The following is a 24,275-nucleotide window of genomic DNA, read 5'->3' as shown; positions in this document are numbered from 1 at the left end:
TCTACAGCTCGACGGCTTCAGCGATGGCGGTGCGGCTGCGCCGTTCCGCCTGCAGTTGCAGCTCATCCTTGTCGGCCTCCGCCAGGGGCAGGTCGAACCAGAAGGTGGTGCCCACCTCGGGCTCACTCGCCATCTGAACCTGGGCGCCGTGTTTCTCGAGAATCCCGCGCACGATCGAAAGACCCAGTCCGGTGCCCACTTCCGTGTGAACGGCGTTCTCGACCCGGAAGAAGCGATCGAAGATGCGCTCCTGATCAGCGCTGCTGATGCCGCAGCCCGTGTCGGCAATCTCCACCCTCAGCTTGGGCAGCGGTGAGGTGAGGGCGCAGGTGGGTCCATCACTGTTGGTGATCGCCGTTCCCTCCACTGAACAGGCGTCGGGCCAGGGATAGGCCCGCAGCGCCAGGGGGCCGCCTGGCCGGCTGAACTTCAGAGCATTGCCCACCAGGTTGTCGAGCACCTGGAGCAGCAGGTCCCAGTTGCCCAGCACCTCGGGCAGTTCTTCGGGAACATCCAGCACCAGTTCCACCTGGCGATCTTCGGCATTCAGCCGGTAGGTGCGCAGGGTCTGCTCCATGGCCGGGCGCATGCTGATCGGTTCGAACTGCAGCGTCCGGCCCGACTCCAGCCGGGAGAGGTCCAGCACATCGTTCACCAGCCGGGTGAGTCGATCGGTTTCGTCGTTGGCGACCCCGAGAAACTCCTTCTGTTCATCGGGGCTGAGCTGATCGCCGAGGTCGTGCAGGGTTTCGACGTAGCTCTTGATGTTGAACAGCGGCGTGCGCAGTTCATGGGAGACGTTGCTGATGAAGCGGCTCTGGGCCGCATTCAGCTCCACCTCGCGGGTGAGGTCTTGGATGGTGACGGCGATGCCCTTGAGGGTTTCACCGCTGGCATCACGCACCGCTTGCAAAACGATGCGCAGGGTGCGGGCCGGTTCCCCCACGCTGCAGCGCAGGTCTTCACTGTCTGCCGCGCCACCGAGCAGGGAATCAAGGGGACTGTGTAGCTCGATGGCCAGCAGTTCCGGCAGTTCCCCCACCAGCTCCTGGCCTTCCAGGCTGCGCCCTTCCCAGCGGAACAGACGCCGCGCCGTGGGATTGGCCAGCACGATGCGGCCATCGGCATCCAGCAGCATGGCGCCGTCGGCCATGGTGGCGATCAATGACTGCTGCTTCACCTGGGCGGCGGTGAGCTCCTCGATGTTGGCCTCGTCGTAGGCCTCGAGCTGGGAGGCCATGGCGTTGAAGCCGGTGAGCAGTTCCCCCAATTCCCCCCCAACTGGCAGGTCAACCCGGGCACCGAAATTGCCGGAGGCGACGGATCGCACCCCCCGTAGCAGTTCCTTCACTGGTCGGGTGATGGTGAGGGCGTTGAACACCGCGCCCAGGATCACCAGCACCCAGATCGAGATGAACACGGCCACGGTCACCTCCCGGGTGAGGGCTGCGCTGGCCAGGGCGGTCTCATTCGGGTTCACCCCGAGGCCAAGAACGCCGTAGTACTGACCCCCCCGGATCAGGGGGACGAACACATCGGTGACGGCACCCTGGGGCGTGAGGTGTTGCCGCACCAGGGGGTTCTGGGGGCGTCGACGCAGCTCATCGGGCAGCTCCAGTCGTCGGTTGAGACGAAGCTCCCCATCGCCACTGCTGGGGGTGGCGCTGATCGGGATCCCCAGATAGACGACGCCCTCAGGATCGGCGAAGAAGATGTAGCGGACGCTGCGGCTGGAACGCCAGAACTTCTCGGCGACGTTGGCCAGCTCACGGTCCTGGCCCTGCGCCACTAGCTCAGTGACATTGCCGGCTAGCAGCAAGCCCAGATCCCTGGCGTAGCGCGTGTCGTTCATCACGGCATCGCGCTGAATTCCGTTCAGCGCGAAGAAGGTGATGCCCGTCATCATCAGGCTCACCACCAGGGTGGCAATCGCCAGCAGCTTGGTCTGGAGGGTGAATTCCGCCCACCAGGCGGTGATGCGGTCCCAGAGGTTCTGGTCGTCCCCCGGCGGCTTGCCACTGGGGGGAAGCGCCCAATCAGCGATTGCTGCTCCGCTGCCGCTGCTCATCCGCCCGAGCGCACCTGATGGCCGATGTCCCGACGGTAGGTGATTCCGGCGTAATCCAGCTGATTGAGGCCGTTGTAGGCCCCGGCAAAGGCGGCATCGAAGTCATCGCCCTGGGCGACGACGGCCAGCACCCGGCCGCCTGCGGTGAGCAGTTCGCCGGAGCTGTCGCGGCGGGTGCCGGCATGAAACAGCTGATGGTTGGGGCTGGGGGCGAGGTCGATGCGAATCGCATCGCCTTTGCGGGGAGCCTCCGGGTAGCCCTCGGCGGCCGCCACAACGCAGGCACTGCAGCGTTCGGCGATGCTCAGCTGCGGGGCCAGGTCCAGGCGTCCCAAGGCACAGGCCTGCAGCACGGCGCCGAGCTCAGGGCCGAGCAGGGGCATCAAGGTCTGGCATTCGGGATCGCCGAAGCGACAGTTGAACTCGATCACCTGGGGGCCATCGGCCGTGATCATCAGGCCGGCGTAGATCACACCGCGGTAATCGATGCCCCGTTGGCGCAGGGCCTTCAAGGTGGGCTCGAGCACGATGCGGCGCACCTCCTCGAGGCCCTCGGCATTCAGAAGCGGGGCGGGGGCATAGGCGCCCATGCCGCCGGTGTTGGGTCCGCGATCACCGTCCTTGAGCCGTTTGTGGTCCTGCGCCGGGGGCAACAGCACCATCCGCTCCCCATCGCAGAGGGCGAACACCGACACTTCAGGGCCCTCCATCCGCTCCTCCAGCACCAGCTGGGAGCCGGCGGCACCGAAACGCCCTTCAAACGCTTCGCGGATGGCGGTTTCCGATTCATCCACGCTGTCCGCCACCGTGACGCCCTTGCCGGCGGCCAAGCCATCGGCTTTGACCACCAGAGGCCGTTGCACCTCCTGCAACACCGCCAGGGCCTCGGCTTCACTGCTCACCGCCCAGTAGCCAGCGGTGGGGACCCCCGCCTCCTGCATCAGCTGCTTCGCCCAAGCTTTGCTCGCCTCCAGTTGGGCCCCCTCCGCTCCCGGGCCGAACACGGCAAAGCCCGCATCGCGCAGCGCATCGGCAACACCAGCGGCCAGCGGCGCTTCCGGACCCACCACCACCAGGTCGACACTGTTCTGCTGGCACAGCGCGATCAACCCAGCGCTATCGGTTTCGCCCACCGCCATGGCGCTGCCTTCCGTGCCGCCGTTGCCAGGGGTGATCCAGACCGTGTCCAGGCCCGGACAACGGCCCAGGGCCCAGGCCAGGGCCTGTTCCCTGCCTCCGCCACCGACGACGAGGGCACGTTGGAGGGCGGGCAGCGTGGTGGGACGGGTGGACGACATGGCCATGGTTGCGGGAGGAACGGTTAGGGCCTCTTAGGTTTTCCTTTGTAGACCGCAGCCCGCCATGGGGACGTCCCTTTTCCCCTTCGCCCTCACCCTTCTGGCTGCTGTCACGGCAGCCCCGGATCTGCAGGTGATGCGCGAGGAACGTTTTCAGAGCGTTCTTGCTGAGATGGATCTGGCCGCGGCGGAGCAGGCCTGTCTCAACCCCCGCATCGCCAACTCCGATGGCCGTCGCCAGGCTTTGCGCGATCGGCTTTTGGAGCTGCATCCGGTGATCGATTCGTTGGAACTGGTGCTGGCGAACGCCGAAGCCCTGATGAGCTGTGGTGCCCCCGAAGCTGCGGCCGTGGTGCTCAGCCGCTACATCCCCCGCGTTGGCGATGAACGGCGTCAGTGGTTGCTGCTGCGCTGGCGTGCAGCAGCAGCGGCCCTGGATCACCACCAGGCGGCTTTGGCGCTGCGCCGTTTGGTGGATGGCAACCTGAAAGCCCTGGATGCGCCTCTGTTCCCTGAGCAGCCGTTGCCGGATCAGGGCAATGGGCTTGATCAGTTGGCTTTGCATGAAGCAGCCCTGGGCCGTAACGCTGTGGCTGTGGAGCTGCAGCTGCTGGGCGACCTAACGGGCGTGCGGGGGGCGAAACGACTGGCGCGGGCGGTGCAATGGCTCGATGTCGAACAATTCGAGCAGGCCGATCAGCTGCTTGAAACCGCCTTGGACCAAGCGGCAGCAGCGGAGGCCTGGGGACTGGCCATGGACCTGCTGCATCAACAACTGCAACTGCAGCTGGCGGCTGGGGGCGATGGCGCACGGCCGCGGCAGCGGATCCAACGGTTGGCCACTGTTCTCAACGATCGTTATTCGCTCCAGCAACTGCAGCCGGAGGCCGAACCCGATCCCCTGCTGCGTTCACCTCGGGATCCCGGAGGCCATGCTGATGTAAGACCAACTGCCGTTGCACCGTCGCCATGACGCCCGATCACGGAGAGCTGCTTTACGAAGGCAAGGCCAAGCGGGTGTTCGCCAGCACGGATCCTGAGCGGGTGCTGGTGGAGTTCAAGAACGACGCCACCGCTTTCAATGCCCAGAAGAAAGCCCAGCTGGACGACAAAGGTCGGCTGAACTGCCAGATCTCAGCACGGTTGTTCGAGCTGCTGGAGCGTGAGGGGGTGCCGACCCATTACTGCGGTCTGGCCGGGGAGGCCTGGATGCTGGTGCGTCGGGTGGAGATCATTCCCCTCGAGGTGGTGCTGCGCAACACCGCCACCGGATCGCTGTGCCGTCAAACGCCGATCGCGGAGGGTACCGCCATCGAACCCGCCCTGCTGGATCTCTATTACAAGGATGATTCCCTGGGCGATCCCTTGCTTACGGAGGCGCGTGTGCAGCTGCTTGGTGTGGCAGACCCAGCACGACTGTCAGCGATTGAACAACTGGCCCGCCGGGTGAATGCCGTGCTCCTGCCGTTCTTTGAAGGGCTTGATCTGCAATTGGTGGATTTCAAGCTGGAGTTGGGGCTGGCTGCGGACGGAACACTCCTGCTCGCCGATGAGATCAGCCCTGACACCTGCAGGCTCTGGGATCGCCGCAACAGCAATGCCGAAGACCGGATTTTGGACAAGGACCGCTTTCGCAAGGATCTCGGTGGGGTGATGGAGGCCTACGGGGAGGTCCTTAAACGGGTCCAAAGCAGCTGCCCCAACCCCCGCAACTGCCTGTAAGGTCAGCGCAACTTTTGTGGCTCTGGCCCAGCCTGCGTCTAGATGACCCGCCGTTCGACCCGCCGCTCTTCGGTTGCCTTTCGTGGCACGGTTCTGGGTCTGATGCTGGGGATCCCCCTGGTCGCTCCACCGGTGATGGCTCAGGAGGCCACGCCTGGGAACCCAGCTGCTGAGGCTGAAGAGGTTGTTGCTGAAAACACCCTGGTGGAACAGCCCCGGGTGCTGATCTCCGAGGTGCTGATTGAGGGCATCGAGGGCCACCCGGAAGAGGAACGTCTTCAGATCTCCACCTACGACGCCATGCAGGTGCGTCCGGGGATGCGTGTGACACGCGAGGAGCTGCAGAACGATCTGAATGGCATTCAGGCCACAGGTTGGTTCTCGGATGTGCGGATCGTTCCTCAGAACGGACCGCTCGGGGTTCAAGTGGTTGTTCAGGTGCAGCCCTTCCCTCCGCTGAGTGCCGTAGAGATCAACGGTGACGAGGAGAATCTCCTCTCGGATGAGCTGATTGAGGAGGCGTTTGCCTCCGATTACGGCCGCACGCTGAACCTCAACGATCTGCAGCAGCGGATGAAGGCCCTGCAGACCTCCGTGGCCGGTCAGGGATATTCCCTGGCGCGGGTGTCCGGTCCGGAACGGGTCAGTCCTGAGGGTGTGGTCACGCTGAAACTTCTGCAGGGCAATGTGTCTGGCGTTGAGGTGAAATTCCTCACCCAAGATGGTGATGACACCGATGAGAACGGCAACTCCATCCGCGGCAAGACCAGGGAGTGGGTGATCACCCGAGAGGTTTCGATTCAGCCTGGTGATCCGTTCAACCGCAACCAGCTCGAGAGGGACATCAAACGCCTGTACGGCACCCAGCTGTTCAGTGATGTGAAGGTCACCCTGCGGCCTGTGCCCGAAGAGCCCGGCGACGTGGTGATCGTGCTGGGCATCGTTGAACAGTCCACCGGCCAGCTTTCCGGAGGCCTTGGCTACAGCCAAAGTCAGGGTGTGTTCGGTCAGGTGCAATTACAGGAGACCAACCTCCTCGGAAGAGCTTGGAATCTGTCTACGAACATCACCTACGGCCAGTACGGCGGTCTCGCCAACCTCAGCTTCAGGGATCCCTGGATCTATGGCGACAAGCACCGCACCAGCTTCCGCACGTCGGTGTTCCTGAGCCAGCAGGTGCCACAGGTGTTCCAGAGCGATGACAACGGTTACATCCGCACAGCGAAGGACTACGTCGACAACGGCTCCAACAAGGCTTATGAGACAGGCCGCAGTTATGGATTCACCGATGGAAACAAGGCTCCGGACGACGTCAACAAAGCTGATAGCGAGTACCCCAACCGCAGTTGGTATGACTACGAGGGCGACACGGTGGTGCTGCGCAGGACCGGTGGCAGCTTCTCTTTCTCCCGCCCTTTAAACGGAGGCAATCCCTACAAGGACAGCAAGTGGAATGTGCTGGCCGGCATGTCCTTTGCTGAGGTGCGTCCAGTCAATTTCGCAGGAAGTACTCGGCCATACGGCGTCTCCACCAACAACCGTAAGAATGGAGTGGTCGACGGCGATGACGTGATTTGCGTGGCGTACAACTGCGCCGACAGCAACACCCTTGTGGGAGTACGTGTCGCCACCACTTACAACAACTTCAACAACCCTCGGAACCCCACCAGCGGCAACTTCTTTACGGCTGGTACCGAGCAGTTCTTCGGCATCAACAACGATTCACCCACCTTCAACCGGCTGAGGGCGAGTTACACCCAGTTCTTCCCCGTGAACTGGCTGAAAATCCACAAGGGTTGCCGGCCCAAGGCCGGTGAACAGGCCGATTGCCCGCAGGCCATCGGTGTGCAGATCAAGGGTGGTCTCTTGATGGGTGAAGCGCCCCCGTACGAGGCGTTCTGCATGGGCGGATCCAACTCGATTCGCGGTTGGTACGACTGTGATCTTGCGGTTTCGAAGGCTTTCAGTGAACTCACGCTCGAGTACCGCTTCCCGCTGATCAGCATCTTTTCCGGTGAAGTGTTCATGGACGCCGGTACTGATATCGGCACCCAGAAAGATGTGCCCGGCAAGCCCGGTTTGCTCTTGGACAAGAGCGGCTCCGGTGTTTCCGTGGGTACCGGCGTGATCGTCACCACCCCAGTGGGTCCGCTGCGTGTGGAAGTGGCCAGTAAGGACTTCAGCTCCGATTGGCGGTTCAATCTGGGCGTGGGCTGGAAGTTCTAGTGACCAGCTGGCCTCACGACTACTCCGCTGGTTGGACACTGGCGGAGCAAACATCACGCTCGGGCGTTGGTCTCCACACTGGAGCTGAGGCCACGGTGGAGCTTCGGCCGACGGATCAGCCGGGGTTCCACATGCGTTTGCCGGGCATGGAGCAGCCCATCCAGCTGCGGCCGGATCAGGTGCGCGACAGCCCGTTGTGCACCACCTTGGATCTGGGTTCCAGCAAGGTGGCCACCGTCGAACATCTGCTTGCGGCTCTTGCAGGTTGTGGGCTCAGCCATGTGGAGATTGGCCTTAACGGCCATGAAGTTCCGCTGCTGGATGGCTCAGCCCTGGGTTGGGTGGAGGCGATCGCCAGTGTTGGGTTGGTGCCGGCGGCCACCCCGCGGCCGGCTCCACCGAAGTTGGAGCAACCCCTGCTGCGCACCCGGGGCAACAGTGTGATCACCGCCACTCCGGCCGATTGCTTTGGCGTTGTAGGGATAATTGACTTCCCGCAGGCGGCCATTGGGCGACAGCAATTCGCCCTAGAGCTCACGCCCCAACGCTTCGTCGATGAGATCGCTCCAGCACGCACCTTTGGCTTCCGGGAGCAGGTGGAGCAGCTGCGCGCTGCGGGATTGATCCAGGGCGGAGCTCTGGACAATGCCCTGGTCTGTGACGGTGATCAGTGGATGAATCCACCGCTGCGGTTCGAGGATGAACCTGTGCGCCATAAGCTCTTGGACCTAATCGGCGACCTGGCCCTCGTCGGTTTTCCCCAGGCACAGGTTCTTGTGTACAAGGGATCCCATGGTCTTCACACCGATCTCGCAGCCGCTTTGTGACTGAATCCACCACCCCAAACGTCGTGCTCACCAGCGAGCAGATCGCCGGTTTGCTCCCGCACCGTTACCCCTTCGCGCTGGTGGATCGGGTCATCGCCCATGAGCCCGGGGTTTCGGCCACGGCGATCAAGAACGTGACCATGAACGAGCCCCAGTTCCAGGGGCATTTCCCCGAGCGTCCCCTGATGCCAGGGGTGCTGATTGTGGAGGCGATGGCGCAGGTGGGTGGTCTGATCGTGACCCAGATGCCCGATCTGCCGAAGGGACTGTTCGTTTTCGCCGGGATTGACGGGGTACGCTTCCGGCGCCCTGTGGTTCCTGGAGATCAGCTGGTGATCCGCTGTGAACTGCTCAGCCTCAAGCGCAAACGTTTCGGCAAGGTGAAGGCGGAGGCCACAGTGGACGGCGATCTGGCCTGCTCCGGGGAATTGATGTTCTCCCTGGTGGGCTGAGCGGGATGTCGCAGCAAACGGCGTCACAGCAAATCCACCCCACGGCGGTGGTCGACCCGAAGGCTGAGCTGGCCTCCGGCGTGGTCATCGGCCCGGGTGCGGTGGTCGGCCCTGAGGTGGTGATCGGAGAGAACACCTGGATCGGTCCCCATGCCGTGTTGGATGGTCGGCTGACCCTGGGCCGTGACAACAAGGTGTACCCGGGCGCCTGCCTCGGGCTTCCGCCGCAGGATCTCAAGTACCGCGGTGCCAACACCGAGGTGTTGATTGGTGATGGGAACACGCTGCGGGAATGCGTGACGATCAACCGCGCCACCGAAGAGGGCGAGGTGACCCGCATCGGCAACGGCAACCTGCTGATGGCCTACTGCCATCTGGGCCACAACTGCGATCTCGGCAACAACATCGTGATGTCCAATGCCATTCAGGTGGCGGGCCACGTGGTGATCGAAGACCGTGCGGTGATCGGTGGCTGTCTGGGCATTCACCAGTTCGTTCACATCGGTGGGATGGCGATGGTCGGTGGGATGACCCGCGTCGACCGGGATGTTCCCCCCTATTGCCTGGTGGAAGGCCATCCGGGCCGCGTGCGTGGGCTGAACCGCGTGGGCCTGCGGCGCCGTGGCCTGGCTGCCAACCATGACGGCGCTGAACTCAAGCAGCTTCAGGAGATCTGGACCCTGATGTATCGCTCCGACCTGGTGATTGCCGATGCGCTTCAGCAGGCCCGAAGGCAGCCCTTGCTGCCGGCGGCTGAGCATTTCTGCCGGTTCCTTGAAGCCTCCACGGGGCAGGGGCGCCGGGGGCCGATGCCGGTGCAGGGCCGCTGATGGTTCGGCTGCTGATCAGCACCGGGGAGGTCTCCGGTGATCTGCAGGGCAGCCTGTTGATTCGCGCCTTGCGGTTGGAGGCGGAACGGCGGGGGCTTGAGCTGGAGGTGCTGGCCCTGGGTGGCCCGCGCATGGAGGCGGAGGGTGCGTTGTTGATCGCCGACACCGCGCCGATGGGAGCCATTGGCCTGTGGGAGGCCGTTCCGTTGATTCTTCCCACGCTGCGGCTGCAGGCCCGGGTAGATGCGCTGTTGGAGGAACAGGCCCTTGATGGGGTGGTGCTGATCGACTACGTCGGGGCCAACGTGCGTTTGGGCACACGGCTGCGGCGCCAGCAGCCTGAGCTGCCGATCACGTATTACATCGCTCCCCAGGAGTGGGCTTGGCGCTTTGGCGATGGCAGCACCACCCGTCTGCTGGACTTCACCGACAGGATCCTCGCGATCTTTCCGGCAGAGGCCGAGTTCTATGCCGCCCGCGGTGCGGATGTGAGCTGGGTGGGCCATCCCCTGCTTGACAGCTTCCAGAACCTGCCCGATCGCGCCAGTGCCCGCCGCCAACTGGGTTTGGATCCTGAAGCGCCGGTGTTGCTGCTGCTGCCGGCCTCGCGCCTCCAGGAGTTGCGTTATCTGATGCCACCGCTGGCCCAGGCGGCAGCCCAGTTGCAGCAACGCCACCCTGATCTTCAGGTGCTGTTGCCCGCTGGGCTTGCGCAGTTCGAAGCCCCCCTGGCGGCAGCGCTGCACGAAGCCGGTGTGCGCCACGCCCGGGTGATTCCCGCTGCTGAAGCGGATGGGTTGAAAACTACCTTCTGTGCGGCGGCGGATCTTGCCCTGGGCAAATCCGGCACGGTGAATGTGGAGCTGGCCCTGCAGGGGGTTCCCCAGGTGGTGGGGTACCGCGTGAGCCGACTGACGGCCTGGCTTGCCCGCCATGTGCTGCGCTTCCAGGTGGATCACATCTCGCCGGTGAATCTGTTGCTCAAGCAGCGGTTGGTGCCGGAGCTGCTCCAGGACGAACTCACGGCTGAAGCTTTGGTGGAGAGGGCGCTTCCTCTGCTGACTGACACCCCAGAGCGCCAGGCCATGCTGGAGGGGTACGCACGGCTGCGGACCACCCTGGGTGCTCCTGGGGTCACCGAGCGGGCGGCCAAGGCCATCTTGGATCAGGTGATCGGATGAAACGAACCCTGCTGCTGCTGTTCACCTGCCTGATGCTGCTCAGCTGGCCCCAGCTCGCCATGGCTGAGCTACAGACGGCGGTCTTTGCCGGTGGCTGTTTCTGGTGCATGGAGCACGACCTGGAGCATCTGCCCGGGGTGCGTGATGCCGTGAGCGGCTACAGCGGCGGGCAGCTGGAGCGCCCCACCTACCGGCAGGTGAGCAGTGAGACGACGGGGCATCAGGAAGCGGTGCAGGTGCGCTTTGATCCGGATCAGATCAGCTACGCGGAGCTGTTGCGCAGCTACTGGCGCAATGTGGACCCCCTCGATGGCGGCGGCCAGTTTTGCGACCGCGGTGATTCCTACCGGCCGGTGATCTTCACGGCTGATGACGGCCAGGCTCAGGAGGCTGAAGCCAGTGCGGCGGAGGCGGCCCGTGAGCTCGGACAACCCCGGTCTGCTTTGAAGGTGGAGCTCCGGCAGGCGACTCGCTTCTGGCCCGCCGAGGGGTACCACCAGAACTATGCGGAGAACAACGCCGTCAAATACAACTTCTATCGGTTCAGCTGCGGTCGTGACCGCAGGCTCGACAGCGTCTGGGGCGACAACGCTCGCACCGGTAACGCCTGGGGGAAGTAGGGCTGCCGCAGCCTCATTCCTCGGCAGAGTGCCCCCGGATGCGCGCACGGTCGCTCAGCCAGATGATCACCCGTGTGATCACCCACGCGAGGGCGACACCCAGCAGGATCGAGAGCAGCGACTCCACAGCACAGCACTTGATGACACCGGCAATTGCCGGATGCTCCTCAATATGCCGATCTGATCAAGGAATGCGTGGGGACTGTTGCGATCAGTCGCTTGCTTTGGCGTCCTTGTCCTTCTCTTTTGCTGGCTGTGTCGTGGCCTGAGGCTTGGATGCCGCCTTGCAGGCCAGGGAGGCTTCCAGGCGCTGCAGCTGCGCTTCGCGCAGGGCATCGGAAATGCTGAGAGTGCGGTCAGTCATCGATTGGCGTTCTCGACGGCGGCAGGCGCAGGGCCTTGTGCGATCGAAAGGGGGCCTACGGGTCTGAAGACTGTCGAAACCTAGACGCCCACGGGTCAACGTCCAGGGAGCAAAAGTGCTTACGTCAGTGTCTGGCAACACGCCTGCGCTTCAACGCCAGCGCGATTGACGGCTTGCCAAACCCATATCGCCATGGCTATGAGTACAGGCGTACTGATTCCTGGGTGGCTCATGTCGGTTGATCACGGTGATCTCGCGGTGAAGGCGGAGGCTCCCTTTCTCCACGTCCGCCCAGGGCACTTTGTGATCGTCGCTGGAGACCAGCTCGATCAAGGGGATTGGTGGATGGGGCAGGTGCTCTTCTGCGAGGGAAGTGCTCGCCACCCCAGGCTTCCGTCGCTGTTTCAGGTGGCTGACGTGGATACGGGCGTCATCAAATGGATTAATGCCGATGCGGTCTCTGATGTGATCTGGTCGATGGATGGATGGCCCACCAGTGCGCCTGTCTCTTCCGGCTGTTGATCGAGCAGGGCTGTTGATCGAGTAGGGGCCTTGATCAAGGGGCGGTGTGTATTCGCGCGAACGGCACGGGCTTGACGGCTGTCTTATAAGTGGTTTGTAGCGGTTGCTACAAAACGTTCACCCCTTCTTGAGGGGCGCAGATGCTCCAAGCCATGGAACGGGGACTTGGATTTCTTCGAGGAACATCCAATGACTGCACTTCTCTATCGAGGCCACACCTACGCAGCAGCTCCAGCTACTCCCAAGGCCTGCGTTGAATTGACCTACCGCCGCGAGCACTACAACACCTGCCGCCAGGAACTGATTGGCGAAAGCCGCCGCACCCTCACCTACCGGGGCGTCACCTACACCAAGTAGCCCGAAGCGCCCGTTGGTTCCTGCCCCTGCCCCCTCTTAAGGGCAGGGGGTTTTGTTGGGCAGTCGGATGGGGGCAAGCCACGGTCCAAGGGAGATCCCGACATCCTGTGGGCGAACCAGTCAGCATTCGCCGATGGGATCGGATCTCACCGCCATCGTGATCTCCTCGGTGTTTCTTGGGGTGGGTTTTGTGATTGCCAAGTTCTTCCCCGAAGCCGCGTTGCTGGCGGCGGTGTTCCTGGTGGGGTTGGCGATTCTCAACGTCGCCCTTGTTCTTGTGGCCTGATGCCCAAAAAAAGAGGGGGTGTTCCCTAAGTGCCCCCACTCGACGCATTGCCCCTTCACCGAAAGAAGCCCTCGCAGGATGGCCTGGGCTCCCGTGGCTGGTCGTCGCCATTACGACAAAAAGGCCGGGCTCTGCGGGCGCCCTCGCTGCGTTGACAGGGGCCGCACTATGAAGATGTTCACTATGAACTTTTTTCCATGGCAAACGTTCGCGAGATGGTCAACACCCATCTGCCCGTCGCGCTCAAGCTGATCAACAGCGCCGCCCTGGTTGCGATCGCGCTTTCAACCCTCTGTGCTGCTGGCTCTTTGCGTGAGATGTCTGGCAGGTCTGCTGCGCCAGCGGCTGTCACTGAAGCCAACTGAGCCCGATGAAATGGAGTGATACCCCGTATCGCTCCAGGGGATTTCGCCGGCCGTTACTTGATCAAATCTGGTCGAATTCCTTAAGAAACCAACATCCAACCTGTTGAAAAGATTAAGCGCGGCAACTTGATTGATTCAGCAAGTTCTCAGTGAACAGACGGGTTTCCGGCCATCGACGATGCTTGAGCCAATGCTTACGATCAGGCGGTGAGAGGAGGGTTGTATGTATCTGCTGACCATTAAGGATGGTCTTGGCACCCGTCATATCGGTCCCTACGCGTCGCCGAAGCACGCATCGGATGATCTTGATCGGGTGTTGGAAACCTGCTCCGAGCGAGCACGGTGGCAGATTCATGCATTGGAAACCCCAGACCGCACACTCGAATTGCAGGCTGTTGCTTCCTGAGGATTTTTCGTCCGGAACCTGGGCACCCTGATCAGTTCTGACGTCGTCCTGGAAAGCCTCGGGTCAGTCCGCTGTCGATCATCAGGCCGATGCCGGCGTTGATGCAGATCAGGCTGAGGGTTCCGTACCAGAACCAGGGGCCTGCGTCCTTGCCCAGCATCTGAACCACCTTGCGGCTCACCGCCTCGCCGAACAGGCAGAGGCCCACCGGGAGCAGCAGCACCCCCAGCTGGGCCTTGATGTACCAGCGCACCGGGGAGCGGCTCATGACTGGGCCAGCACCCAGTTCACCAGGGTGCGTACGCCGTAGCCTGTGGCACCAGCGGGATTGACCCCTTTGCCCTTGTCACTCCAGACCGGGCCGGCGATGTCGATGTGGGCCCAGGCGGTGTCTTTGGCTACGAACTCCTTGAGGAACAGCGCTGCTGTGATCGAACCACCGGGCCGCGGGCCGGTGTTCTTCATGTCGGCTAGCAACGACTTCAATCCATCCCTGTAGGACTGCCGCAGTGGCATGCGCCAGAGCCCTTCACCGCCCGTCTGAGCAGCGGCATCGAGGGCCTCCGCCAGATCGTCATTGTTGGACCACAGCCCGGCCATCTCATCCCCCAGAGCAATCACGCAGGCTCCGGTGAGGGTGGCCAGATCCACCACGGCATCGGGCTTCTGCTCACAGGCGTAGAGCAGGGCATCGGCCAGGGTGAGGCGGCCTTCGGCGTCGGTGTTGTTGATCTCAATCGTCATGCCGTTGGCGGCCGTGACGATGTCGCCGGGGTGGACGGCGGAGCCATTCACCATGTTTTCGCAGGAGGCCACCACCATGTGCACCTCAATGCCGGCCGGCTTGAGTTCGGCGATGCTGCGCATGGCACCGATCACAGCGGCACTGCCGCCCATGTCGAACTTCATCATGTCGATCTGGGCCGCCCCAACCTTGAGGTTGTAACCGCCGGAATCGAAGGTGAGGCCTTTGCCCACCAGGGCAACGCGGCGTTTCACCTCGCCCTCGGGGCGATAGATCAGGTGGATGAACTTGGGGGGTAGATCGGAGCCCTGGCTCACCGCCAGGAAGGCCCCCATGCCCTTGGCTTCGCAGTCGCTGCGCTCGAGCACCTTGAGCTCAAGGCCATGGTCCTTGGCGATGCCAGCGGCCGTGTCGGCGAGGGCCGCTGGGGTGACCACGTTCGGAGGGGCCGCCACCAGCTCCCGGGCCAGTTCCACACCGGCGCAGGTGGCATTCACTGCTGCAAAGCCGCTTTCGGCGGCGGGGTCGAGGTCGATCAGCTCCAGGCCCTCGGGGATCCGGCGCGGGTCCGGCTCCTTGCGGAAGCGTTGGTCTTTGTAGAGGCAGAGCCGCACCGCTTCAGCACAGATGCGGGCGGCTTCTGTGGCCTCAGTTCCCGCCCAGGGCAGGTGCAGGCCGAGGCTGCCCTCACAACCGATGGCGGCCTTGGCGGCTCGGGCGGCGGCGCCGCGCAGGCGCTCGGCGTCGATCCCATCGCTCTCGCCCAGGCCCAGCACCACCAGGCGCTGCGGGCCCCCGCCCAGGGGCGTGATCACCAGTTGATCACCGGGCTTGCCTTTGAACTCCTGCTGCTTGAGGGCCTCGGTGATGCCGGCAAAGCGTTGTTCCAGGGCCGTTGCCGTGGCATCGACATCGCCCTGGGGCAGCCCCACCGCCAGCACATCGCCGTTCCAATCCTGCAAACCGGCGGAGGACAGGGAGAAGCGCATGGGTGGACGCATCAACAAAGGATGAGCGTAGCGATCCTGTGCGACGCCCTCGGCCCCTAAAGCTCTGCGGTGAAGGGGGTGGCCCAGCGCTGGCGGGTTTCTTTGTTAAACGGCGGCCACCAGCGTTGGATCAGCTGTTGTTCCAGGGCCCGCCGGGCGCGGGTGGCCTTGGGCACATCACAACTGAAGCGGATGCTCAGCTGAGCGCTCAGCTCACAGCGCTGCAGGGCTTCGCCGTAGGCCGCGAGGTAGGCCTTGCAGTCGTGATCACCTTTCCAGCGGCGCTCGGCCGCCAGGGTTTCGCCCACATACAGCAGAAGCGGCTGCTCCAGCTGGACTGGCCTGTCCATCACCAGATAAATCGCTGCTCCGCGGTGAGAGGGTTCCGGCCAGCGCCAGAAACTCATCGCCAGGGGGGTTAGGGCCAGTGGATCGATGGCCGCCGCAGCGTCATCGGGGCTGGCACCGAACAGATCCCCCTGGGCCGTGCTGGCGCTTTCGCCGCGGAACAGCGGCGCCTGATGGGCATGCAGCCGCGCTTGCCAGGCGAGCAGCTGTTCCCGTTGCAGGGGCAGGTCAGGCCCGTTGTTGAAGGCCAGCGCACCGGTGGAGAACAGATCCCCCTGCATCAGGGCAGCGGCAGGCTGGGCCCGGCGCGGCGGCTGCCGAAACTCACCCGGCCGATCAGGGCTTCCACGCTGCTGGCGGGAAGGCAGAGCCGCTCCTGCAGATCGGCCAGATCCTTGAAACCGGCGCGGCGGCGTTCGCGCATCAGGTTGGCCAGCCGTTGTTCGGGCCAGCCCAGCAGCGCCAGCTGATCGGCGCTGGCGTTGTTGAGGTCGAGGGGAGCGGCCTGCGGCTGCGGTGGGGCATCGCCGTGCCACTGGAAGAGCAGATGGGGGGTCCAGAGCCTGGCCAGATCGCTCGGCAGCTCCAGCAGCCGGAACAGATCATCGGCACTGGCGAATTGCACCCCACCCCGCTGCAGCCGCACCAGCAGATCGGCTGTGTCCTGGCTGCAGCCGGGCAGTTGCAGCCACTGATCGCGGCTGGCCCGGTTCACATCCATCACCCAAGCCGGCGGCTCGGGCAGTGTTGGTAAAGGTTGCGCGGCGGCCTGCCGGGGTGATGCTGGCAGCTGTCCGGTGGCCTGCAGCACCCGCCTGGCCAGGGGATCCAACCAGTGGCTGCGGGGCATGCTGCTCAGCAGAGTTGGGCTGACCTTAACGAGTGTGCAGGGACTGCGTCAGCGCAACTGGCGCATCTGGTTGTTCTGGCACCGAACGGGTTCCTTCAGGTCGAGGGGGTCCAGCGGGGAATCGGCAGCGGTGGATCCACCAGGTTGCGCTGAAAGGCGATCAGCACCGCCTGGGTGCGGCTTTTGGCATCGAGTTTGCGCAGCAGTCCGGTGACGCAGTGCTTGGTGGTTTCAATCGAGAGGTGCAGCTGATCGGCAATCTCCTGATTGCTGAGGCCCTTGCAGAGCCCGCGCAGCACGTCCTCTTCCCGCAGGCTCAGCACGTCGCTGAGGGGATGGGCGGCGCCTTTGGGGCCACGGTCGTGGTTGGCCACGCCGGCAATCACCGGATCCATGTGGCTGCCATCGCTCTCCATGGCGCGCAGCACGCTGAGCAGGCCGCCGTTGCCGATGCGCTCATGGCTGCAGAGCCCTTCGCATTGCGCCTTGGCCGCGGCGTGAATCGTGCTGAGCAACGGGCGCTGAATCAACATCAGGCAGCGCAGGGAGGGCTGCTGGGCCTTGGCGGCTGCCACCAGGGAGGGGCCGGTACCGCGCTCGAGCTGGTCGCTGCAGATCAGCAGATCAGCGGCTGTGTTGCGAAGGCAGGCGAGGGCTTCTGTTTCGGTGCTGGCGGCCCCCGCCAGGGAGCCGATGCCGTTGAGGCTGTGTACCAGGCCGCTGATCAAGACGCGATCGGCGGAGGCCACCACAATGCGGCGGCCCTCCAACAGATGCCGATGGCGCTGGGGAAGCTCACGCATCGCGCCGAGCTGAGCAGTGAAGTCCACGTCCTGGAGGCGGCCCGAAACTCACCATGAATTTGGATGCTCTCGAAGGGTGGTGCGGGTCAGCAAGACCGTACAAAACCTTTGCGTGAACGGCCATCAAAGGTGCGGCGATCACCCCCGTTGCCCCTGGCGAATCCTTGGCAGACTTTGCCGAAGCAGTGAGCAACGCCGACGATGGCCTTCTTCGATTCCGACATCGTTCAGGACGAAGCCAAGCGCCTGTTCAGCGATTACCAGCAGCTGATGCAGCTGGGCAGTGAGTACGGCAAGTTCGACCGGGAGGGCAAGAAGAAGTTCATCGAGACGATGGAAGAGCTGATGGGCCGCTACCGGGTGTTCATGAAGCGCTTTGAACTCTCGGAGGATTTCCAGGCCAAGCTCACGGTGGAGCAGCTGCGCACCCAGCTCAGCCAGTTCGGCATCACCCCCGAGCAGATGTTCGATCAGATGAACTCCACCCTCGAGCGGATGAAGGCGCAGATCGAGCAGCCGCCTTCCAGTTGAAACAGCCTTAGCTGAACCAGCACTCGTACGATCGCCAGCGCTCGCTCGTTGCGCCTCCCCATGCCGGACTCCATCCCGTCGTTGCCGGATTGGCTGTCGCGGGGCATGGCCGACCTCTTCCCCGCCGGGGATCCCAGTGATGCGGATCAGGCCCTGGCGGCCCGGTTGGCCCAGGCCGAAAAAGAAGGCAGGCCGCTGCGAGTGAAGCTGGGCATTGACCCCACCGGCAGCAACATCCATCTGGGCCACAGCATCCTGTTCCGCAAATTGCGGGCCTTCCAGGATGCGGGCCACACGGCTGTGCTGATCATCGGCGATTTCACGGCGCGGATCGGCGACCCCACCGGCAAGAGCGCCACGCGCGTGCAGCTCACCAAGGAGCAGGTGGCCGCCAACGCCTCCACTTATTTGCGCCAGTTGGGGCAAGACCAGCCGAAGGAGACGGCGCTGCTCGATTTCGAAACCCCGGGCCGCCTGGAGGTGCGCTACAACTCCGAGTGGCTGGAGGCCATGGACCTGCCGGCGGTGATCGGTCTGCTCGGCACCGGCACCGTGGGCCAGATGCTGGCCAAGGACGACTTCTCCAAGCGCTACGGCAGCGGAACCCCGATCGCCCTGCATGAATTCCTTTACCCGTTGCTGCAGGGCTACGACTCGGTGGCGGTGAATGCGGATGTGGAGCTGGGCGGCACCGACCAGAAGTTCAACGTGGTCATGGGCCGCGACCTTCAGCGCCACTTCAACAAGGGCACCCAGTTCGGCCTGCTGCTGCCGATTCTGGTGGGTCTGGACGGGGTGCAGAAGATGAGCAAGAGCCTCGGCAACGTGGTGGGGCTTGAGGAGGATCCGCTCTCGATGTACTCCAAGCTGGAGAAGGTCGGCGATGCGGCGATCGACGACTACGTCACGTTGCTGACCGACCTGGATCTGGCGTCGTTGCCGGAGAACCCCCGCGAGAAGCAGAAGGCGATGGCCCTGGCGGTGACCGCCAGCCGCCACGGCATCGAAGCCGCCCAGAAGGCCCAGAGCGATTCCGCCACGCTGGTGGGAGGCAGCGGTGATGCCGGCGCCGATGTTCCCGAGGCGTCTCTGGCGGAGGTGAATTTCCCGGCCAAGGCCTTTTATCTGTTCAGTGCCGTGGGGATCTGCGCCAGCAGCAGTGAGGCCCGCCGCCAGATCAAGGGTGGTGCGGCGCGGCTGGAGGGGGAGAAGATCACCGACCCCAACCAGGAGTTCGCCTCAGCGGCGGAGCTTGAGGGCAAGGTGCTGCAATTGGGCAAGAAGACCTTCCGTCGTTTGGTGGGCTGATGACCTTGCATCCCGCTGACCCCTCCGATCGGATCATCGTTGCCCTCGATGGCATGGCGCCCGAGCAGGCGCTGGCCTTTGCCGGCCAGGTGGACGGGCTGCGCTGGGTGAAGGTGGGCCTGGAGCTGTTTGTGCAGGCGGGCCCGGAGGTGGTGGCCCAGCTGCGCGAGCAGGGGCTGCGGGTGTTCCTCGATCTCAAATTTCACGACATCCCGGCCACGATGGCGGGTGCTTGCCGGCGGGCGGCGGCGCTGGGGGCCGAGCTGATCACGGTGCATGCCTGCGCCGGCAGCGAAGCACTCAAGGCAGCCCAGGCCGGGGCAGAGGAAGGAGCTCAAGGTGCTGGTCAACCCGCCCCCACGCTGTTAGCGGTGACGGTTCTTACCAGCTGGGAGGAGCAACGGCTGCAACGGGAACTCTCCATTGCCCAGGGCATCGCCGAACGGGTGCCGGCGTTGGCGCAGCTGTCGGCGACTGCTGGCATCGGTGGGTGTGTGTGTTCACCACTGGAGGCCGCGGCATTGCGGGCGCAGCACCCCGAAACATTTGCCTTGGTCACCCCAGGCATTCGCCCCAAAGGTGCTGCCGTGGGTGATCAGGCCCGGGTGATGGGGCCTGCGGAGGCGATTGCAGCAGGAGCCAGTCAGCTGGTGATCGGCCGGCCGATCACCAAGGCTGAAGATCCCAGTGCGGCATTTGCCGCCTGTTGTGCAGAGCTCATTGGCTGATCGCTGCCGGCGGCAATGCTCAAGACTTCTGCCCGATCTTGGGTTCGGTGCCCACCAGCAGCCGCTCGATGTTGCTGCGATGCCGCCAGAGCACCATCAGGCTGGCCACCAACGACACCACCACGTAGGCGCTGCTGCCGCCGGAGAGCAGCATCAACAGCGGTAATCCGATGGCGGCCACCACGCTGGAGAGCGACACGATCCGGAAGATCGAGATCACGGCCATGAACAGGCCAAAGCAGGCCAGCCCTACCGGCCAGGCCAATCCCAAAAACATGCCCAGGCCGGTGGCCACCGCCTTGCCGCCCTTCCAGCCCAGCCACACCGGCCAGATGTGACCCGCCAACGCCGCCAGGCCCGCCAGCACCTGCAGCCAGTTGCTGAGGCCAACGCTCTTCGCCAGCAGCACCGCCACGGCGCCTTTGCCCACATCGATCAGGAACACCACCAGGGCTGGGCCCTTGCCCACGTTGCGCAGCACGTTGGTGGCTCCGGTGCTGCCGGAGCCGCAGTCGCGCAGGTCGATGCCCTTGAGCCAGCGGCCGGCGAGGTAACCGCTGGGGATGGCTCCCAGCAGGTAGCCGATGGCCAGGAGCAGCAGGGCAGTGAGGGCTGTTTGAGTCACAGCAGATCGTTGTCGTCGAGGCGTTCACCTGGTCCGGCCGCGAAGGCCAGCCAGAGGGGGAACTGAAGCACAGGGATGTCGACGCTGCGCTCGGCGGCATCGATCAGGATCAAGGGCACTTCCCCACGCTCCTCTAGCCGGTCGGCCCGCTCCACCAGGGCTTCCGGGCGTTCGAACAGCACGATGCCGCTGCTGGGGCCGAAGTCTTCCCGGCCCAGGCCGAGGGCATCCTGCAGGCCGCGCCGCCATTCGCCGAGCCGTTCGGGGCCGCCGGCCAGTACCAGGCACTGGAACTGATCGCCGTACAGCTCGCCGATCACCGCGATCAGGGCCGCGCTCACCAGGATGTTGCGCGGCCGGGTGCCGCGGCTGGGCTGGGCGCCCCGTCCGCCTTGATTGAAGAACCAGTCCTCCAGTAGAGCCGTGTCACGGGCATCGATGCTGCGCCGCAGGTTCCAGGGGTCGGCGTAGACGTCGGGTTGTTTGAGGAAGCGCTCCAGGGTCTGGCGGATCAGCTCTTCGTCCGGGCGGAAGGTGTCGGCCACCGCGGGAGGCGGTGCGCTCTCTCCGGGCTTGTCCGGCACCGCTGCGTTGTCTTCCGCCTGATCGAGGGGGGAGGGCTGCACCACCATCGGCTGCACCACCAGCTCCAGGTTTTCCACGCTCTGCACCAGGTCCTGCAGGGCGCCGCCCAGGTACTCCTGGAAGCCCTTCACGCGGCGGGCGATGGCGTCGGACTGGCCCGCGAAGTTGGCCTTCAGTTCGGTCTCGAGTTGCTGCTTGCGGGAGCTGAGGGCGGTGATCTCCGCTTCCAGTGCATCGCGGCGTTCCTGCAGATCTTTCAGTGCCAGCTCCATCACGGGATTGGCTTCTGCGGCGGCGGGCTCGGTGCTGGTGGTGTTGGCGGGTTCTGCGCTGGTGTCGCCGCTGGTTTCCGCCGAGGGCTGCTCCGGTTCAGGCGCCTTGGGGGTCAGGTCGTTGTCGTCGGGCATTGCGTCAGCTGCCGTGCTCTCCATCCCTCCATTCCAGCCGACCAGACCGCAGAAAAACAGGTGGCATCACAACTGCGACAAGGGCGCACAAGATTGCATGGATGTCTACGCGAAATCGTGTCGAAATCGTGCTATTCCTCGCTTTTGCTCGTGCTGTCTTCCGGGTCGCCGTTCGGCACTTCCAGTGCTCCCACCCGCAGTTCCAGCTGTTCCCGCAGCTCCTTGGGGCTGAACAGGATCGGCAGGAAGTGAATGCTCTGGGTTTCGCGGAAATAAAACAGGCCCGGCAGCCAGGGGGCGAACAGTCGCCAGCTCAGCCATTGGTCGTAGGAGAAACGCCGCAGTTCGCGGCTGTTTTGCCACACGATCAGAGCGTCTTCCTTGAATTCCAAGCGAAGGCTGGCGCTCTGGATCAGCAGAAACAGGCCGAACAGCACCACCACCAAGGTGGGCCAGGGCGAAAGCGGCAGGGGCAGCAGTGCCAGGCCAAGGGCCACCACCAGCAAAGGCAGCCGCACGTCCGGCTTGAGGGTTACGGGGGTGGGGGTTGAACTCATGCTCCGAACAGCACCTGGGTGAGAACGACATCCATCAGTGCCACCAGGATCAGGATCATCACCACCGCGCCGGTGGTGCTGGTGCCCACTTCCTTGGGGCCGCCGCGGGTGGTCAGGCCCCAACCGCAGGCCACCGTGGCGATGATCAGCCCGAACACCAGGGCTTTCACCAGCATGAACGGCAGGTCCAGCGGGTTCATCCAGGTCTGCACCGAGGTCCAGAACACCGCCGGCGGGATGTTGTAGAAGGCCGTGCTGGTGAGTTGGCCCGACCACACCGCCACGAAGAGGAAGAAGAAGCACTGCACCGGTGCCATCACCACCATCGCGATCATCCTGGGCACCACCAGGTACTCCACCGGGTCGGTGCGCAGCATGGTGATCGCATCGATCTGTTCGGTCACCTTCATCGTCCCCAGCTGGGCGGCGTAGGCGGTGGCCACCTTGCCGGCCAGCAGGCAGGAGGTGAGCAGGGGCGCGATCTCCCGTGCCAGGCCGATCGCCAGGATGCCGCCCACCGTTGATCCCGCCCCCTGGCGGGTGAGTTCGGCGGCCACCTGAATGTTGAACACCGAGCCGGCGGCCACCGAGATGATCAGCACGATCAGCAGGCTGCCGGGGCCGGCCTCCAGCATTTGCTCAAACAGCTCACCCCGATTGATGCGACCGCGCAGGGTGGCGGCCACGGCCTGGCCTCCGATCAGCAGGCTGGTGCCCAGGCGTTTGATGGGACGGGGCGTGTTCATCCGGCGGCCTTGTGCAGGTGGGCTCCACGGTCAGGCCAGCCTCGCATCACCACAAGGCCAAGCAGCACAAGGATGGCGGGAATCAAACCCATGCAGAGGCGGATCGCCAGCAGGGCTGAATCCGGTTGTGCGATGAAACTCAGTGCCCCGCTGCAGTTGCCCCCCTTGGCGGAGATGTAGCCGGTGAGCGAGAGCAGGCTGCCAAACACCGACATGGTGAGGCCGATGATCAGCTTCTGGCCGAACACCATCCAGGCGGTGTAAAGCCCGGCGGGTTTGCTCGGATCAGCGTCGATCGCATCGGGCAGCAGCGACCAGGGGATCAGATAGGCCGTCGCCGCTCCCACTCCCACCAGGGCGATCAGCCCCACCAGCGGCAGCAGTTGCAGCGGGCCGGGATCCGCCGCCAGGGGCGGGAACAGCATTGAAAGCAAGCAGGCGCTGATCCACAGCCCCGCGCCCCAGCGCAGGGTGGCGACGCGGCCGATGCGGTTGCTGAGGTTGCTCCAGAGCTGAAGCCCCAGCAGGGCGGCGATCTGGAAGGGCAGCAGGATCCAGGTGGAGAGGTTGGCGGGCACATGCACCACCTGCACCAGCCAGATCAGGGCCACCACCTGCATCAGTTGCAGGCCGAACCAGAGCAGCAGATACAGCCCCAGCACCTGGCGGAAACGGGGGTTGGCCATCACCCGTTTGAGCTGCTGCATCGGCGGCTCGTTGTTGGGCACCGGCCGTTGGGCCCGCTTGGCGTAGGGGGCCAGGCCCCAGCAGCAGAGCAGCGTGGTGGTGGCGGCGATGCTGCCGGTGATCCGGCCCATGGCCAGGTAGCCCCCGCCTCCGTCGGTGAGCACCACCGAAGCCACGATCAGTCCGCTCAGGCCCGCCAGGATTGATCCGGTGAACCGTGCCGCATTCAGGCGGGTGCGAATGGCGGTGTCCGGCGTGAGTTCGGTGCTGAGGGCCGCGTAGGGCAGGTTGACGCTGGTGTATGCGGTCATCAGCAACACCGCCATCACCGCGTAATACGTGGTGCGCTGCAGCGTTTCGCCCGGGGGCACCCACCACATCGCCGTCAGGCTGATGCCCAGCGGCAGGGCTGCGGTCAGCATCCAGGGCAGGCGCGGGCCCCAGCGGCTGCGGGTGTGATCGCTGAGCCAGCCGATCAACGGATCATTCAGCGCGTCCCACACCTTGCTCACCGTGAGCAGAGAACCGGCGATGAAGGCCGGCAGGCCAGCGGCGCAGATGAAAAACGGAAAGAGGTAGAAGCCCAGCTGAGTGGCGGCAAGTCCGGTGCCGGCGTCGCCCAGGCCGTAGGCCAGCATCAGCCTGCGGCGGGATCCCTGCAGGGATGCGTCGGTCGGTGTCACGCGGAGGCTTCGGGCAGGCGGATTGCCATAATGGATGCGTGCTCACGACACCACCAGCCCCTGGGGCAGTGGTTTGTTTGTACTACGCGGGTGTTGTGTAATGGTAAGACCTCAGCCTTCCAAGCTGATGACACGGGTTCGATTCCCGTCACCCGCTTT

Annotated in this window: 29 protein-coding genes and 1 tRNA gene; 17 read left to right on the top strand and 13 right to left on the bottom strand. The window is 64.3% G+C overall.

Features of this window, described 5'->3' with window-relative positions:
• Position 1 precedes the first annotated feature (1 nt).
• Both SynM161_RS09365 and purD read right to left on the bottom strand, forming a co-directional pair.
• Positions 2 to 2,068, bottom strand: a complete 2,067-nt coding sequence (locus tag SynM161_RS09365; protein WP_186541033.1) for an ATP-binding protein — start codon at positions 2,066 to 2,068, stop codon at positions 2 to 4.
• Positions 2,065 to 3,372: a phosphoribosylamine--glycine ligase gene (purD, locus tag SynM161_RS09360; protein ID WP_186541032.1), complete on the bottom strand. Its 1,308-nt coding sequence runs from the start codon at positions 3,370 to 3,372 to the stop codon at positions 2,065 to 2,067. The genes SynM161_RS09365 and purD overlap by 4 nt, the downstream gene beginning before the upstream one ends.
• Positions 3,373 to 3,430: 58 nt before the next feature.
• Here purD and SynM161_RS09355 point away from each other — a divergent pair, with 58 nt between their 5' ends.
• Genes SynM161_RS09355 through msrA form a run of 8 tightly spaced genes read left to right on the top strand, consistent with a single transcriptional unit; the run spans position 3,431 to position 11,224 of the window.
• A complete protein-coding gene (locus SynM161_RS09355) occupies positions 3,431 to 4,339 on the top strand; it encodes a hypothetical protein (RefSeq protein ID WP_186541031.1) in 909 nt (302 codons plus the stop codon).
• Positions 4,336 to 5,088, top strand: a complete 753-nt coding sequence (gene purC, locus SynM161_RS09350) for a phosphoribosylaminoimidazolesuccinocarboxamide synthase (RefSeq protein WP_186541029.1) — start codon at positions 4,336 to 4,338, stop codon at positions 5,086 to 5,088. Before SynM161_RS09355 ends, purC begins: the two co-directional genes overlap by 4 nt.
• A 42-nt stretch (positions 5,089 to 5,130) precedes the next feature.
• Positions 5,131 to 7,314: an outer membrane protein assembly factor gene (locus SynM161_RS09345; protein ID WP_186541027.1), complete on the top strand. Its 2,184-nt coding sequence runs from the start codon at positions 5,131 to 5,133 to the stop codon at positions 7,312 to 7,314.
• Positions 7,314 to 8,141, top strand: coding sequence for a UDP-3-O-acyl-N-acetylglucosamine deacetylase (gene lpxC / locus SynM161_RS09340; protein WP_186541020.1), 828 nt, complete (start codon positions 7,314 to 7,316; stop codon positions 8,139 to 8,141). Before SynM161_RS09345 ends, lpxC begins: the two co-directional genes overlap by 1 nt.
• Positions 8,138 to 8,593: a 3-hydroxyacyl-ACP dehydratase FabZ gene (gene fabZ, locus SynM161_RS09335; RefSeq protein WP_186541019.1), complete on the top strand. Its 456-nt coding sequence runs from the start codon at positions 8,138 to 8,140 to the stop codon at positions 8,591 to 8,593. The genes lpxC and fabZ overlap by 4 nt, the downstream gene beginning before the upstream one ends.
• A gap of 5 nt (positions 8,594 to 8,598) precedes the next feature.
• Positions 8,599 to 9,423 (top strand): acyl-ACP--UDP-N-acetylglucosamine O-acyltransferase, encoded by an 825-nt coding sequence (lpxA, locus tag SynM161_RS09330; protein ID WP_186541018.1) that lies wholly within the window; start codon positions 8,599 to 8,601, stop codon positions 9,421 to 9,423.
• Positions 9,423 to 10,604 carry a lipid-A-disaccharide synthase gene (gene lpxB, locus SynM161_RS09325; RefSeq protein WP_186541017.1) on the top strand — a complete coding sequence of 394 codons (1,182 nt, stop codon included), beginning with the start codon at positions 9,423 to 9,425 and terminating at the stop codon, positions 10,602 to 10,604. Before lpxA ends, lpxB begins: the two co-directional genes overlap by 1 nt.
• On the top strand, positions 10,601 to 11,224 hold the full coding sequence (gene msrA / locus SynM161_RS09320) for a peptide-methionine (S)-S-oxide reductase MsrA (RefSeq protein ID WP_186541016.1): 624 nt from the start codon (positions 10,601 to 10,603) through the stop codon (positions 11,222 to 11,224). The genes lpxB and msrA overlap by 4 nt, the downstream gene beginning before the upstream one ends.
• A gap of 211 nt (positions 11,225 to 11,435) precedes the next feature.
• Here the strand turns inward: msrA and SynM161_RS09315 are convergent, their stop codons facing one another.
• Positions 11,436 to 11,588: a hypothetical protein gene (locus SynM161_RS09315; RefSeq protein WP_170950491.1), complete on the bottom strand. Its 153-nt coding sequence runs from the start codon at positions 11,586 to 11,588 to the stop codon at positions 11,436 to 11,438.
• 231 nt (positions 11,589 to 11,819) lie between these two features.
• Here SynM161_RS09315 and SynM161_RS09310 point away from each other — a divergent pair, with 231 nt between their 5' ends.
• From SynM161_RS09310 to SynM161_RS09290, 5 genes are all read left to right on the top strand, one after another.
• On the top strand, positions 11,820 to 12,110 hold the full coding sequence (locus SynM161_RS09310) for a DUF3104 domain-containing protein (protein ID WP_114989456.1): 291 nt from the start codon (positions 11,820 to 11,822) through the stop codon (positions 12,108 to 12,110).
• 189 nt (positions 12,111 to 12,299) lie between these two features.
• On the top strand, positions 12,300 to 12,467 hold the full coding sequence (locus SynM161_RS09305; RefSeq protein WP_244272886.1) for a DUF4278 domain-containing protein: 168 nt from the start codon (positions 12,300 to 12,302) through the stop codon (positions 12,465 to 12,467).
• A 133-nt stretch (positions 12,468 to 12,600) separates the two neighbouring features.
• A complete protein-coding gene (locus SynM161_RS09300; RefSeq protein WP_170950490.1) occupies positions 12,601 to 12,753 on the top strand; it encodes a hypothetical protein in 153 nt (50 codons plus the stop codon).
• A gap of 197 nt (positions 12,754 to 12,950) precedes the next feature.
• Positions 12,951 to 13,118 (top strand): hypothetical protein, encoded by a 168-nt coding sequence (locus SynM161_RS09295; protein WP_170950489.1) that lies wholly within the window; start codon positions 12,951 to 12,953, stop codon positions 13,116 to 13,118.
• Positions 13,119 to 13,341: 223 nt separating this feature from the next.
• Positions 13,342 to 13,524 carry a hypothetical protein gene (locus tag SynM161_RS09290; RefSeq protein ID WP_114989454.1) on the top strand — a complete coding sequence of 61 codons (183 nt, stop codon included), beginning with the start codon at positions 13,342 to 13,344 and terminating at the stop codon, positions 13,522 to 13,524.
• A gap of 31 nt (positions 13,525 to 13,555) precedes the next feature.
• On the opposite strand, the gene SynM161_RS09285 is transcribed toward SynM161_RS09290, so the two are convergent.
• The 5 genes from SynM161_RS09285 to SynM161_RS09265 all read right to left on the bottom strand — a co-directional run bounded on the left by SynM161_RS09285 (position 13,556) and on the right by SynM161_RS09265 (position 17,259).
• Positions 13,556 to 13,792 carry a hypothetical protein gene (locus SynM161_RS09285; protein WP_114989453.1) on the bottom strand — a complete coding sequence of 79 codons (237 nt, stop codon included), beginning with the start codon at positions 13,790 to 13,792 and terminating at the stop codon, positions 13,556 to 13,558.
• Positions 13,789 to 15,258 (bottom strand): leucyl aminopeptidase, encoded by a 1,470-nt coding sequence (locus tag SynM161_RS09280; RefSeq protein WP_186542636.1) that lies wholly within the window; start codon positions 15,256 to 15,258, stop codon positions 13,789 to 13,791. Before SynM161_RS09280 ends, SynM161_RS09285 begins: the two co-directional genes overlap by 4 nt.
• 56 nt (positions 15,259 to 15,314) lie before the next feature.
• Positions 15,315 to 15,887, bottom strand: a complete 573-nt coding sequence (locus SynM161_RS09275; RefSeq protein WP_186541011.1) for a GIY-YIG nuclease family protein — start codon at positions 15,885 to 15,887, stop codon at positions 15,315 to 15,317.
• On the bottom strand, positions 15,887 to 16,456 hold the full coding sequence (locus tag SynM161_RS09270) for a hypothetical protein (RefSeq protein WP_186541009.1): 570 nt from the start codon (positions 16,454 to 16,456) through the stop codon (positions 15,887 to 15,889). The genes SynM161_RS09275 and SynM161_RS09270 overlap by 1 nt, the downstream gene beginning before the upstream one ends.
• Before the next feature lie 95 nt (positions 16,457 to 16,551).
• On the bottom strand, positions 16,552 to 17,259 hold the full coding sequence (locus SynM161_RS09265) for a response regulator transcription factor (protein ID WP_186542635.1): 708 nt from the start codon (positions 17,257 to 17,259) through the stop codon (positions 16,552 to 16,554).
• Between the two features lie 201 nt (positions 17,260 to 17,460).
• Here SynM161_RS09265 and SynM161_RS09260 point away from each other — a divergent pair, with 201 nt between their 5' ends.
• The 3 genes from SynM161_RS09260 to pyrF are packed head-to-tail and all read left to right on the top strand — an operon-like array spanning position 17,461 to position 19,826.
• A complete protein-coding gene (locus SynM161_RS09260; RefSeq protein WP_011365051.1) occupies positions 17,461 to 17,790 on the top strand; it encodes a DUF1825 family protein in 330 nt (109 codons plus the stop codon).
• A gap of 60 nt (positions 17,791 to 17,850) precedes the next feature.
• On the top strand, positions 17,851 to 19,098 hold the full coding sequence (tyrS, locus tag SynM161_RS09255; protein WP_186541007.1) for a tyrosine--tRNA ligase: 1,248 nt from the start codon (positions 17,851 to 17,853) through the stop codon (positions 19,096 to 19,098).
• A complete protein-coding gene (pyrF, locus tag SynM161_RS09250) occupies positions 19,098 to 19,826 on the top strand; it encodes an orotidine-5'-phosphate decarboxylase (protein ID WP_186541005.1) in 729 nt (242 codons plus the stop codon). Before tyrS ends, pyrF begins: the two co-directional genes overlap by 1 nt.
• A gap of 19 nt (positions 19,827 to 19,845) precedes the next feature.
• Here the strand turns inward: pyrF and plsY are convergent, their stop codons facing one another.
• The 5 genes from plsY to SynM161_RS09225 form a co-directional block, all read right to left on the bottom strand.
• Positions 19,846 to 20,451, bottom strand: a complete 606-nt coding sequence (plsY, locus tag SynM161_RS09245; protein WP_186541003.1) for a glycerol-3-phosphate 1-O-acyltransferase PlsY — start codon at positions 20,449 to 20,451, stop codon at positions 19,846 to 19,848.
• Complete coding sequence (locus tag SynM161_RS09240) at positions 20,448 to 21,467, bottom strand: DUF3086 domain-containing protein (RefSeq protein WP_186541002.1); 1,020 nt, start codon at positions 21,465 to 21,467, stop codon at positions 20,448 to 20,450. Before SynM161_RS09240 ends, plsY begins: the two co-directional genes overlap by 4 nt.
• 107 nt (positions 21,468 to 21,574) lie before the next feature.
• Positions 21,575 to 22,000, bottom strand: a complete 426-nt coding sequence (locus tag SynM161_RS09235) for a DUF3119 family protein (protein ID WP_186541001.1) — start codon at positions 21,998 to 22,000, stop codon at positions 21,575 to 21,577.
• Positions 21,997 to 22,746, bottom strand: a complete 750-nt coding sequence (locus SynM161_RS09230; protein WP_186541000.1) for an ABC transporter permease — start codon at positions 22,744 to 22,746, stop codon at positions 21,997 to 21,999. Before SynM161_RS09230 ends, SynM161_RS09235 begins: the two co-directional genes overlap by 4 nt.
• Positions 22,743 to 24,071, bottom strand: a complete 1,329-nt coding sequence (locus tag SynM161_RS09225; protein WP_186542634.1) for an MFS transporter — start codon at positions 24,069 to 24,071, stop codon at positions 22,743 to 22,745. The genes SynM161_RS09230 and SynM161_RS09225 overlap by 4 nt, the downstream gene beginning before the upstream one ends.
• A 131-nt stretch (positions 24,072 to 24,202) precedes the next feature.
• Between SynM161_RS09225 and SynM161_RS09220 the strand changes: the two genes are divergently transcribed.
• Positions 24,203 to 24,273 (top strand) — tRNA-Gly (locus SynM161_RS09220).
• Positions 24,274 to 24,275 lie beyond the last annotated feature (2 nt).

Source organism: Synechococcus sp. M16.1 (genome assembly GCF_014279895.1).
GTDB lineage: Bacteria > Cyanobacteriota > Cyanobacteriia > PCC-6307 > Cyanobiaceae > Parasynechococcus.
This window is presented reverse-complemented; position numbering and strand designations above follow the sequence as displayed.